Here is a 12074-nt window from a genome sequence, read left to right as displayed (position 1 = left end):
ACTGGTCCCAGTCGCCACATCAGCTCATAACCACTAACAAACGATCTGTATCGAGAGCGAAAACCAGCGCCTGAGTGCAAATACCAAGGCGTTGAACAGTGATTGAACCGTTGACGGCAAATGGTAAGCTGCCAAGCCCGGAGTCGTTGATCCCCGACGGCAATCTTGATGATCTCCAAAACCAATATCCAGTGGTACCCAGCCCTACGAGTACTCACTATTCTCCGTCACTGAACCCCTTTGCCAATCCTTGATGCCTCACTGACTGCACTAGGACACTACGGTGAAAGCGACGGAGTACCAATTATTGCTACACGTAAATTGCACCCCTGTGATGACCTCGACGGCTTCAGCCAGCGCTAACTGAATACTGACCCTTGAACGACTTTTGAAAACTGACCCCACCGGGGACATTCAACAGTCATTCTGAGGGAGTGATTATTGTGAAACAGTGGGAAGAGATCCGTCGGCTGCATCGCGCAGAAGGCGTGCCTATCAAGGAGATCTCGCGTCGTCTTGGCATCGCACGAAACACCATCCGGACAGCGCTGGCCCCAGCGGAACCACCAAAATACCAGTGCACGGGTCGCGGGTCCATCGTGGGTTCTTACGAACCGGAAATCCGGAAACTATTGTGTGAATACCCCCGCATGCCAGCAACGGTCGTCGCAGAACCTATCGGGTGGCAGAATTCAATCTCCACGCTGAAGAACCGCATCGCGCAGATCCGGCCAGAATACACCAGCGTGCACCCAGTAGACCGCCTTGTGCACGATCCTGTGAAAGCAGCGCAAAAGGATCTGTGGTTCCCCGAGCCACGGACCCCGTCGGATATGGCCAAGCCATGATGCTGCCAGTGCTAGTTATGAAGTTGTCGTATTCGAGGGTGCTCAAAGCGCTGATGATTCCAACCCGGCAAGGATCGGATCTCACCGCAGGGATGTGGCAGCTCATCAACGATGTTGGCGCGGTTCCCAAGACGTTGATCTCGGATCGTGAATCGACGATCGGAGGCAAGGGCAAAGTCACCGAACTAGCTGCTGCGTTCACAGGTACGTTGGCCACCAGGATCGTTTTGGCGCCACCGCGGGATCCCGAGTTTAAAGGGCAGACCGAACGTAATGACCAGTATCTAGAAACGTCGTTCCTGCCAGGGCATAAGTTCACCTCGCCCGCGGATTGCAATGACCAGTTAACGCAGTGGTTACCCCGGGCAAACTACCGCACGGTCCGTTCGATCCAGGGCCGGCCAATAGACAGGCTACCGGTGGAATTGCAGGCGACCGGCTTCGCACATCGGGTGCGGATCAGCAGGGATTACTCCGTGCGTTTGGATCGCAACGATTATTCCGTGCATCCATCGATGATTGGGCGTCTTGTTGATTTCACGCTCACGTTTGACCGTGTGATTGGTGTTTGCGACCAGCAGATCGTCGCTGATCATCCACGATGCTGGGCTAAGCATCAAGTCATTACCGATCCAGAGCATGTTCAGGTTGCCTCAACTTTGCGTTCTGCGTCTAACAAGTTCCGGCGCACGGCTTTTGCTGGTGGGTTACAGGATCCTGTGGCGGCCTTGAATATTCGGTGGTTACAAGGCCACCACTATTCCGATTCAGAGCCACCCAGTACTCTCGTTCAGAGCCATGGGTCACCTGTCCTTTCAGCTGGCGACCCTGGACATGCATTTCACCTTGGTGATAATCCGCTCTTCCTTTTGGAAGTTACGCACTCAGCACGCATAGTATTCCCAACGGTGACTATCCAGGACACGTTATGGACGATTATTATTTCTATGCATGTGTCGGCCATTGCAGGTGTCCCGTGTTTTCCAGTGCATCTTTTCGGCCGGACTGCCGGCCGAGGCTTCAGGTCCGTGTTTGTTTTGACCTGTTCGTCTAGCATATTGGTTGCCAGCTCAGATACCCCGTACAACGATCCACGGTTTGCTTTTGACTGTGAACGCCGGACTCTACACTTTCTCATCATTGAAGACTTGGAGATATTCTCACCTCGCTGGATAGGGTTGGCGCGCCCCGCAGAGGGTGAAGAACAATGAGAGCAGCTCGTTCGTCCCGGTAAAAGCATCTCGCTTCTTTCGTCACGTGAGTTCTGCGGTGCTGGGAGGAGTTCATATTACTTGGCGCTGAACGAGAGCACTGAGTGGCTCTCAGAGTCAAAAACGTCGCTTCTGGCCGGTGGCTCTGAACCACAATATTGCGGGCTCCCAAAGAGTCGAAAATTCATTCAGGGCTTTCAAGACGTTATTCGTCGCGGGATGGTAAGTAAGAATGGACATGGTTATGTTAACCCCGTCTGCATGAAGGTCAATCAGTTTCTAATATCACCGGTCAAAATTGTTTGATTTTGAAGGGATCCCACCAACTATAAGTAATTCAGTACGTCAACCTGTTCCTCAATGAACATCAACTAAGGATATTGCTGCCAAGTACCGATACACCCTTACACCTCTACAGGCCAGGCAAGATCTTGCATAATACTTAGTAAATTCTCCGAGCTTTCGTGCTGGCTATTTCACGTTCTGTGTAGAACTGTTCTGCTCCACAATTGGACAGATTTCCCGCCACCCACAAAAGGACTGACACCACGTCGAAAATATGTTTCACGTGAAACAGAGAGCAGCACAGTCGGTATATGACTACGTGAATGACAGGAACCCTACGGATGGCGCTCTAACTAGCCCCCAGTGATTTTTTATGTGAATGACTCTCCTCCCCCAGTGAACCTGCCTCCTGTACTCTTGCCTGTTGATCCTCGGTGCGGGTTGAACAGTTGCGAGCAAATGGAGAATACAAACGATCAAATCCACAGTGGTTCTTTGCTCAACATATCCTCAGTGGGGATCGTTCCCCTTCGCTTTGGAATCATCCCTCAACTACTTGATCGCGAGAACGAAGATGGAGCTAAGACTGCACCGCCTTAGTGGTGATTAGTCTGAGGATTCAGAGTCACCTGGTACGGCATTGAACGCCACCCAATATTCACAGTTATAGCCTTCGGTTCTCCCGTATATGATGTTCGGTAGCTCTAGGCAGGACTCTGCCGGGGTAGCGCTTCAGAAGTAAGAACGCCTGCTCCGAATGTTCACGAGTTTAGTCCGCTGAAGGTTCCGTAGCAGATCTGGTTCACAGCGATATGGAGCGTACCCGTCACTTATATCGTCACTGCCACGAGCGGGTTAGCTACTCCGATTGTGCGGGTTGTTACATTACGATGATCAAGGGCTCTGACAATTTGAATATGTGACTCTTCGGGAGCCACTTAGGTTTTGGTTCAGAGCCATCGGACAAAAACGATGTTATTGCCTCCGAGAGCCACCCAATATTCTCGTTCAGCGCCACTTTGTATGAACTCCCCACAGCACGCCAGAACTCAAATGACGACAAAGCGAGACGTCTTCACCGGGACGAACGCGCAGCTCTCATTGCTCTTCGCCCTCTGCGGGACGCTCCAACCCTATTCAGCGAGTTGAGAATATCTCCAAGTCTTCAATGAAGAATCTGTTCAGAGTTCACAGACACCATCAAGCAAGCCGTCGAGGGCCGTACGGGGGTAACTGAGCTGTGAAACAAAGTGCTAGAGGAAAAGGTCAAAGCCAACGCGAACCTGAAGCCTCGGCCAGCAGTCCAGCCGAAAAGACGCACTGGAAAACACGGGACACCTGCAATGGCCGACATATGCATGGACATAATCGACCACAACGCGCCCTGAATAGATACCGATTGGGAACAGTTTGCGTGCTGAGTGCGCGACTTCCGAAAAAGGACTGGTGGATTATCACCAAGGTGAAATGCATATTCAGGGCCGCCGGCTGAAAGGACAGATGGTCCCTGGCTCTGAACGAGAATATTGGGTGGCTCTGAAACCTTCGAATATTCAGTGAAAAGCCCTGAAGCGGTAAATCTGTCAGTAGGCGCTACCAGAGGCGGTCTCATCGGATAAACCGCGCAAGTTATAGTCCTCCATGACCCATACATTAAGGATTAGTGCTGCCATATCGCGCTACAGCGGACCTACAGGCCGCCAGAGAAGGTGAAAGGCCTTCCGTAGCTTAGAAAGGTCTCAGCGTCCTTCTAGAGGCATTTCTACGAGCTTTCCTGTGCGTTATGACCTCTAGTAATCTCGCGAGCTATTGGTGCCGTCTCGAACTTACTCCAGCCATCTCTGCTTATGTCTAGGTCCTCATTAAATAATGATGGTCATGTTTCACATGAAACATGACCATCATTATTAGTTGAACCCTAAGATTTTTTAAGGTCCGGATCTAGAACTTCCATGATTCGATTGAGGTCTTCAACCGAGGCAAATTCAATGCTGACTTTACCTTTTCGTGAGCCCAACTGGATCTTCACACTGGTGTCCAGTCGATCAGCTAGAGAAGTAGCTAGGAAATCTAGCCGTTCGTTCCGCTGGGTCTCTCGCGGTTTGACGTTCTTCTTGACCGGCTTGTCCCCACTAAGTGCTACAGCTTCCTCTGTAGCACGAACCGAAAGGCCTTCATTGACGATGCGTTGAGCTAGCTGTTCGATGGCTTCCCCATTGGACAGGCCGAGCAAGGCTCTTGCGTGACCCGCGGAGAGCACTCCCGCCGCAACTCGTCGTTGAACCAAAGCTGGTAGCTTCATGAGCCGAATGGTGTTCGAAATCTGAGACCGCGAACGACCGATTCGGTCAGATAAAACCTCTTGTGTGCAGTTAAACTCTTCGAGTAACTGCTGGTACGCAGCCGCTTCTTCTAGCGGGTTAAGTTCCGAGCGATGCAGGTTCTCCAACAGTGCGTCACGTAAAAGATCGTTATCTTGAGTGTCGCGGATAATGGCTGGAATCGTAGACAAGCCGGCGGCTTGAGTAGCGCGCCAACGACGCTCACCCATAACCAGTTCGTACGGAGCCTCATTCTCTTCTCGCGAAGGACGAACAACGATCGGCTGAAGCAATCCAATTTCACGGATCGAATGGATGAGTTCATCCAATTGTTCCTGATCGAAGTTAGTTCTTGGCTGCTTACGATTTGGATGAATGTCGTTAACATTGAGCTCTGCAAAACTTGCACCAGGGACCTCAACTAGACCTGAGCAAGATTCCTCAATATTAGGAGTAGTCGCCTTCGTCACGACTGCTGGTTCCGTTTCTCTTGGAGCCACAGACGAAGTTAAACCTGGCATCGCCGCACGAGTCTTTTTACTATTTTTTGCAGGGGTAACTTTAGCTGCAGAAGACGACGATTTTCGTCCCGGTTCAAAGAACATATCCACAGGTCGTGCAGATTTGGTCTTGCTTGTTTGCGGTTCAGGAGAGGATGTTTCACGTGAAACATCCTCAACAGTCTCAGGTACAGCGCCTGTTGGCGAACTGGAAATCAGTGCACCTAGTCCCCTGCCTAAGCCACGCTTTTTCTCAGCCATTTGCCGGCACTCCTTCTCATCCAAATACTCAGCCACGACTAGTCTACTGTTTACTCGACAAACAAGCGGGATGTTGCTTGCCTTAATTGCTAGAAGTTCCGAAGACCAAAAATTGAAAATTTAGTTGTTAAACAACAATAAGCGGGTTATTTCCCGCTTAAGTTGGCTCAAAGGCTTCCGGTTAGACTTTAACGGCTCTTTCGGCAATCTCTATGGCTGCTTCCATGTAAGACAGAGCACCCGTAGAGCTTGGATCGTAAGTAATAACCGTTTGTTGGTAACTAGGTGCTTCAGAGATACGCACGGAGCGTGGAATGACGGCCCCTAGAACTTGCTCAGGAAAATGTTCTCGGACTTCGTTAGCAACTTGAGCTGCAAGGTTCGTTCGTCCGTCATACATAGTCAGCAGAATCGTTGACACAGTCAACTTTGAATTCAAGTGTTTCTGAATCATCTCAATGTTCTTCAGCAACTGGCTAAGACCTTCCAATGCGTAGTATTCGCACTGGATCGGAATCAGAACCTCTCTGGCAGCAACAAACGCATTAACCGTCAACAGACCAAGGCTCGGTGGACAGTCAATGAAAACATAATCTAACCGAGGGAGTCCCTCACGCTGCCGGGTTCGCGCGTAGTCGTCCAATGCTCGCTGCAACCGCTGTTCACGGGCAACCAGAGAAACCAACTCAATCTCAGCGCCAGCCAGGTGAATAGTTGCAGGTGCAACTTGCAATAAAGGTAGTTCGGGGCACGTCGCAATGACGTCAGCCAACGGAAGATCATTGATTAGAACATCGTAGATGCTATCCACTTCCGAATGATGCTCGATGCCGAGCGCAGTTGACGCATTTCCCTGTGGATCAATGTCGATCACAAGAACGTTCAAACCGCTCTTTGCCAGCGCAGCTGCCAAGTTGACCGTAGTCGTCGTTTTACCGACACCACCCTTTTGATTCGAAATCGTGAAGTAACGAGTCTTCGGAGGAGTGGGGACCTTACGCTCAGAAATTGCTTCGCGTCGGCGGTGCTCGCTAGCCAATTGACTGGCAAGTGGTGAAGAAGAGTCATTGAAGTCAAAAACGTTACTCGACGAACCTTTAGCCTTGGACAAAGGTGAAACTCCTCCTCGTAATTTGATGCGTGCAATTCTCACGAATATTTTGACCGTGTTTCACGTGAAACATTCGAAAACAAACGTCTTAGCGTGTATTCAATTTAGATCTCAACAGGCTCCAGAATTTTGCGTCATGCCGCATCGAAAGCTACTTAAAGACTAACGCCTAAGCCTTAGCCAACCTTGATTCGAACCACCGTGGTGACTTCTTCAAGGATGTCTTCACCCACAGTCAAGACTTCGGTTTTGGTGCCACCGAGCTTACGAATAACTTTTTGGGCCTTGTCGATTTCTTCTGCAGCCGAACGGCCCTTGATCGCGATCAAGTCACCCTTGCCATGCAGTAGCGGAATGGTCAAGCCCGCCAAGTTACTCAGGGCAGATACAGCACGAGCAGTAACGTATCGAGCGTTGATCGTCTCGACCATCTGTTCCGCGCGCCCACGCATCACGGTAACGTTATCTAGCCCCAGATCATCAATGACCTCTGTCAGCCAGATGCAGCGACGCTCTAGCGGCTCGATCAGAGTTAGCTTCAAGTCTGGACGTGCGATGGCAAGACAAAGCCCGGGAAGCCCTGCTCCGCTGCCTACGTCGGCCACTTCAGCGTCCTGCTCCATAAGCGATTCGATGATCGCGCAGTTCAATACGTGGCGTGACCAAAGGCGTGGAACTTCACGTGGGCCAAGTAAGCCACGTTCAATTCCGGAGGTCGCTAGGTGCGTTACATAACGCTTGGCAAGATCCAGTCGGTCGCCGAAAATCTTCTCGGCGGCTACGGTCTCCGCAGCTGTCAGGCTGAGGTCCTCAGTCATTGCATTGGTCCTTAGAACGTTCGAAACCGCGAATAGCGATGTACTTAGTTAGCTAGCGTCGAGACGACGATGTGGCGGCGAGCTGACTCGCCCTCGGATTCCGAGTGCAACCCAGCATCGGCAATCACATCGTGAACAAGCTTGCGCTCGTATGCGCTCATCGGTTCAAGATGAACAGCTTCTCCACTTTTGCGCGCTTGCTCGATGGCCTGTACAGCAATTTCCTGCAATTCCTCGGCACGGTTGGCGCGGTAGCCAGCTATGTCCAAAACAAGCCGTGAGCGTTCTCCTGTAGCGGTCAGTACGGCCAAACGGGTAAGTTCCTGAAGTGCATCGAGGACTTCACCGTCCTTGCCAACCAGGCTGTTGAGGTCAGTGGTTGCTTCTTCGGCAACGATCGAAATGTAGGTACGTCCACCACGAATTTCAATGTCAATGTCGCCATCAAGATCGGCAATATCGAGCAGTTCTTCGAGGTAATCCGCGGCAACATCGCCTTCGTCAATTACCTCGTCTGCTTGCTCATGCTGATCCTCGAGCTCTGTTGCTTCAGGATTTTCAGTTGCAGTCATGACTACCTCTTCTTGCGGTTCTTGCGCTTAGGCTGCTCACGCTGGCCTTTAGGCTCTTCAATGGCTGGGGTCTCGGATTCGTCGACCTTCTTCTGCCCCACAGGAGGCAGACCCTTCTCTGCGCGGCGAGCGTTTAGTTCGCGTTCTGCCTGAGAGCCCGGGGTTGGGTTGTTGCGAATAACCCAGAACTGCTGTCCCAGGGTCCACAAGTTCGATGCGGTCCAGTAGATCAGCACACCGATTGGGAAGTTGATGCCACCGATACCGAAGACCAAAGGCAGGATGTAGAGCATCATCTTCTGCTGCTGCATGAATGGGCCCTGGAGAGCTTCTGCGCTCATGTTCTTCGTCATCAGCTGACGCTGGGTGAAGAACTGCGAGGCGGTCATTGCAAGGATCATGATGACAGCAACAACGATTACGGCCCAGTTGATGGCGCCGGAGTTAATAGTGCCCAAGAACGTCTCAGACAGTGGTGCTCCGAGAATCGAGGACTGATCGAAGCTGCGGATGTGATCAGCGGACAGGGCGCCGATTGAACGGCCGTCATCGCTGGCACGGGATGCTTCGTTGAGCACGCGGAACAGTGCAAAGAAGAATGGCATCTGCACGAGCAGTGGCAAGCACGAAGAAAGTGGGTTGGTCTTGTGCTTTTTGAACAGCGCCTGCTGCTCTTGCACCATGGCCTGACGCGACATTTGGTCGGTCTTGCCCTTGTACTTTGCCTGGAGCTTACGAAGGTCAGGCTGCAGTGCCTGCATCGCACGCTGACTCTTGATCTGCTTGACGAAGACCGGGATCAACAAGGTACGAATAAGCAGCACAAGGAAGATGATGGACAAGGTCCAGGTCACACCCGAGCCTTCATCCATACCAAGGACTGTGAACAGTTCGTGGAAGGCCCACAGGACCCACGACACGGCATACGTGAACGGAGTCAATATCGTGTCTAGAAAGTTCATTAGCGGTCAAGCTCCTTGTGGCCGCTATCCGCGGCGTCTTCATCGTCGGGAATCACAGGATGATTCAGAACTATGATCCTCGGCAGTTTACCTTCAGGCCAAATCCTTGGTCCTTCAGGCACTTGGTCTACACCGCCGTGGGAAAATGGATTGCACCTCAGAACCCGCCAAGCGGTCAAGACGATGCCTTTGATAGCGCCGTGTTGAGTCACCGCTTCGAGCCCATAGGCAGAACAGCTAGGAAAGTATCGGCATACATCGCCGTAAATCGGCGAGATGATTTTGCGGTAGGTCTTAAGGAATCCAATAAGCAGGTTGCGCGGAATATCAATGATGAACCAAAGCACCCCGGTACGCGGAGTTAAGTCCTTACGCATCAGCGAACCTCTGCTTTACGCTGTACAGATGCAAAGGCGGCAGTAACCTGGGTCCGCAGTTCGTCCCAAGTGAGCTCTGCAGCTCCGGGTAAAGCACGAACAACGATGTCCAGGTTCCCATCCACGCGCCTGAGCTCGTGGGCAACTTCGCGCATACGGCGTTTAGTCAGATTTCGTTTAACTGCAATTCCCACTGCCTTGGAGACAATAAATCCAAACCTGTCCCCCGCGGCCCCTTCGGGACGAGGACGTGCATATAGCACGACGTTCCGGCGTCCGCTTCGGGCGCCGGAACGTACAGTGACTGTAAGGTCTTGCGCTAAGCGCAATCGCTGATTCTTTGGCAACATTTTTGTTCTAGCCAGATCTAGTAGATTCCGCCAGAACTACGCAGCCAAAAGCTGTTTCGCAAATTTATGCGGAAAGCTCGGTACGGCTCTTGCCGCGACGTGCGGACAAGATTGCGCGACCTGCACGGGTACGCATACGAAGACGGAAACCGTGCTTCTTGGCACGACGACGGTTATTAGGCTGAAAAGTCCGCTTGCTCACGGTGACACTCCAAGAAATTTAAGTGATGCGCCGGACCCGCTACTAGCTAGCTGGATAACAACAGGCTGACGCTCGTTCTTTAAAAAATGTGTAATTTTGCGGGCTCTTCTAAAAACTGAGCAGGTCACAAAACGTACACATAGGACTGAATAACGATAGGAAAAATTCCGCCATAGGTCAAATTGGCGCGATTTTCAAGGACCTCTGTGCATATCAGAGCCTTACCTGTGAATAATCTACCCCAAAGTTGTGGATTACTTCATCATTTAACGAAAGACAACTCACAATCTGGGATGGAAATCCATGTCACTGCGCCCATGAAAACGGTATATCTCAAGGGGAAAGGCGTTTTCCACAGGTAAACAGCTAACTTTTTCCACCTGACTGTGCATAACCATGTGGATAGTGGTTAGAATCAGTGGAGATAACCTCGCCAAAACGGCGAAAATGAGGCCTAAAACCGGGCTTTATGTGATCAACATTGCATTAAATGATGGAAGTGGGGCGCCCTTAGTGAGCAGCGACGAGACCAATAGTATTGGGAGCTCCTGGCGTCAGGTCATTCGTAAGATCGAAGATGATGATCGAGTCAAAGCCCGTCATCGGCCATTCGTGTCCCTTGCTAAACCCCAGGGACTCATTGGCAGTACCCTGCTTGTTGCCGTACCTAACGACCTCACCCGCGATATCTTGCAAACTCAGCTACGCGAACCTCTCGATCAGGCGTTGCGTGAGGTCTTCCAAGACGATATCCGCTGCGCCGTCAGTGTCGATCTTTCTTTGGCTGAGGATGTTGAACAGCCATCCGAACAAAAGACTTCTCCAGCTCCGGTGCCAGCTCCAGTTCCAGAAACCCCCGGACCGCGACCGCAGCCTGCTCCACAACCGACGCCCCCATCAAACTCCCAAGAGTTTGGCCGGCTCAATCCAAAATACATTTTTGACACTTTTGTCATTGGGTCATCGAACCGATTCGCTCACGCGGCCGCGGTTGCTGTCGCCGAAGCACCGGCCAAAGCCTACAACCCGCTATTTATCTACGGCGATTCCGGGCTAGGTAAAACTCACCTGCTTCACGCCATCGGGCATTACGCGCGTCATCTCTATAAGGGGATCCGAGTACGTTATGTGAACTCCGAAGAGTTCACTAATGACTTCATCAACTCAATCCGTGATGACGAGGGTGCCAGCTTCAAGCAGACCTATCGTAATGTCGATATTTTGCTCATCGACGATATTCAGTTTTTGGCCAATAAAGATGCAACTCAGGAAGAGTTCTTCCACACCTTCAATGCGTTGCACAATCACAACAAGCAGGTCGTGATTACCTCTGACTTGCCGCCTAAACAGCTGCAAGGATTTGAAGATCGCATGCGTTCGCGCTTCGAGTGGGGTTTGCTCACCGACATTCAGCCCCCTGAATTGGAAACCCGTATTGCGATCCTGCGCAAGAAAGCTGACGCCGAGAATCTTTCGGCTCCAGGTGATGTCATGGAATATATCGCCTCTCGAATCTCTACGAATATCCGTGAACTTGAGGGTGCACTCATACGAGTGACCGCTTTTGCTTCATTGAACAACCAACACGTTGATCTGGCTCTGGCAGAAACCGTACTCAAGGATTTGATCAGTGCTGACGGTGCTCAGGAAATCACTCCTTCAACCATCATCAAACAAACCGCCGAGTACTTTGGGCTGTCTATTGATGAGCTCAACAGTAAATCTCGCACTCGGACCCTGGTGACAGCACGTCAGATCGCGATGTATCTGCTGCGTGAGCTGACTGATATGTCATTGCCGAAGATCGGCGCAGAACTTGGCGGGCGAGACCACACCACAGTTATTCATGCTGATCGCAAGATTCGTGAGTTGATGGCCGAGCGGCGCGCAATCTTCAACCAAGTGACAGAACTGACAAACCGGATTAAACAGAGTCAACGCGAGCATTAAACCGGTAAATCACAGCTGTGGATAAGACTGTGGATTACATGATGACAACCTGCGCATAACTAGCACCTTGCGTGTGGACTCCGAAAAGCGTGGCACTGAGTATCAACAGGACCATGGAACTCAGTGTCACTGCCAGTCACAGTTTGTTCACATGCACAATTGGTTCAAATTATGGGCTCGGGGGGCTTATCCACAGTATCCACAGGGGTTATTAACACTACTTCCTTTAAACACTTATTCATCCAAATAACGAGACCTCTCCCCCAACGCCGGTATTGAACTGCTTTTTGTTCATAAGCTCGTGGT

The 12074-nt window shown here is 51.3% G+C and carries 11 protein-coding genes; 3 read left to right on the top strand and 8 right to left on the bottom strand.

Annotation, left to right across the window (positions count from 1 at the left end):
• Positions 1-443 precede the first annotated feature (443 nt).
• A complete protein-coding gene (locus VJ369_RS18900; protein ID WP_324093538.1) occupies positions 444-848 on the top strand; it encodes a hypothetical protein in 405 nt (134 codons plus the stop codon).
• A gap of 38 nt (positions 849-886) precedes the next feature.
• A complete protein-coding gene (locus tag VJ369_RS18895) occupies positions 887-2059 on the top strand; it encodes a Mu transposase domain-containing protein (RefSeq protein WP_324093537.1) in 1173 nt (390 codons plus the stop codon).
• A 2203-nt stretch (positions 2060-4262) separates the two neighbouring features.
• Here VJ369_RS18895 and VJ369_RS18890 read toward each other — a convergent pair.
• The 8 genes from VJ369_RS18890 to rpmH form a co-directional block, all read right to left on the bottom strand.
• Positions 4263-5426, bottom strand: coding sequence for a ParB/RepB/Spo0J family partition protein (locus VJ369_RS18890; protein ID WP_324093536.1), 1164 nt, complete (start codon positions 5424-5426; stop codon positions 4263-4265).
• A gap of 181 nt (positions 5427-5607) precedes the next feature.
• The gene (locus tag VJ369_RS18885; RefSeq protein WP_324093535.1) at positions 5608-6537 is read right to left on the bottom strand and encodes a ParA family protein; all 930 of its coding nucleotides are present in this window, start codon (positions 6535-6537) and stop codon (positions 5608-5610) included.
• A 176-nt stretch (positions 6538-6713) separates the two neighbouring features.
• Positions 6714-7355: a 16S rRNA (guanine(527)-N(7))-methyltransferase RsmG gene (gene rsmG / locus VJ369_RS18880; RefSeq protein ID WP_188683888.1), complete on the bottom strand. Its 642-nt coding sequence runs from the start codon at positions 7353-7355 to the stop codon at positions 6714-6716.
• 44 nt (positions 7356-7399) lie between these two features.
• Positions 7400-7927, bottom strand: coding sequence for a protein jag (locus tag VJ369_RS18875; RefSeq protein WP_324093534.1), 528 nt, complete (start codon positions 7925-7927; stop codon positions 7400-7402).
• A gap of 2 nt (positions 7928-7929) precedes the next feature.
• Positions 7930-8889: a membrane protein insertase YidC gene (gene yidC / locus VJ369_RS18870; RefSeq protein WP_324093533.1), complete on the bottom strand. Its 960-nt coding sequence runs from the start codon at positions 8887-8889 to the stop codon at positions 7930-7932.
• A complete protein-coding gene (gene yidD, locus VJ369_RS18865) occupies positions 8889-9266 on the bottom strand; it encodes a membrane protein insertion efficiency factor YidD (RefSeq protein ID WP_105676430.1) in 378 nt (125 codons plus the stop codon). Before yidD ends, yidC begins: the two co-directional genes overlap by 1 nt.
• Entirely contained in the window at positions 9266-9616 is a 351-nt protein-coding gene (gene rnpA / locus VJ369_RS18860) for a ribonuclease P protein component (RefSeq protein ID WP_105676428.1), read from the bottom strand. Before rnpA ends, yidD begins: the two co-directional genes overlap by 1 nt.
• A gap of 64 nt (positions 9617-9680) precedes the next feature.
• Positions 9681-9818, bottom strand: a complete 138-nt coding sequence (rpmH, locus tag VJ369_RS18855) for a 50S ribosomal protein L34 (RefSeq protein ID WP_096257183.1) — start codon at positions 9816-9818, stop codon at positions 9681-9683.
• 513 nt (positions 9819-10331) lie between these two features.
• Between rpmH and dnaA the strand changes: the two genes are divergently transcribed.
• Complete coding sequence (gene dnaA / locus VJ369_RS18850) at positions 10332-11768, top strand: chromosomal replication initiator protein DnaA (protein WP_324093532.1); 1437 nt, start codon at positions 10332-10334, stop codon at positions 11766-11768.
• Positions 11769-12074 lie beyond the last annotated feature (306 nt).

The organism is Glutamicibacter sp. (assembly GCF_035257265.1).
Taxonomy (GTDB): Bacteria; Actinomycetota; Actinomycetes; order Actinomycetales; family Micrococcaceae; genus Glutamicibacter.
Note: the sequence above shows the minus strand (reverse complement) of the source record. Positions and strands in the feature narration are given on the sequence as shown.

Coding starts and splice junctions, on each gene's coding strand:
- VJ369_RS18875 (WP_324093534.1), bottom strand. CDS start 7,927: ATGACTGCAACTGAAAATCCTGAAGCAACAGAGCTCGAGGATCAGCAT.
- yidD (WP_105676430.1), bottom strand. CDS start 9,266: ATGCGTAAGGACTTAACTCCGCGTACCGGGGTGCTTTGGTTCATCATT.
- VJ369_RS18890 (WP_324093536.1), bottom strand. CDS start 5,426: ATGGCTGAGAAAAAGCGTGGCTTAGGCAGGGGACTAGGTGCACTGATT.
- rsmG (WP_188683888.1), bottom strand. CDS start 7,355: ATGACTGAGGACCTCAGCCTGACAGCTGCGGAGACCGTAGCCGCCGAG.
- rnpA (WP_105676428.1), bottom strand. CDS start 9,616: ATGTTGCCAAAGAATCAGCGATTGCGCTTAGCGCAAGACCTTACAGTC.
- yidC (WP_324093533.1), bottom strand. CDS start 8,889: ATGAACTTTCTAGACACGATATTGACTCCGTTCACGTATGCCGTGTCG.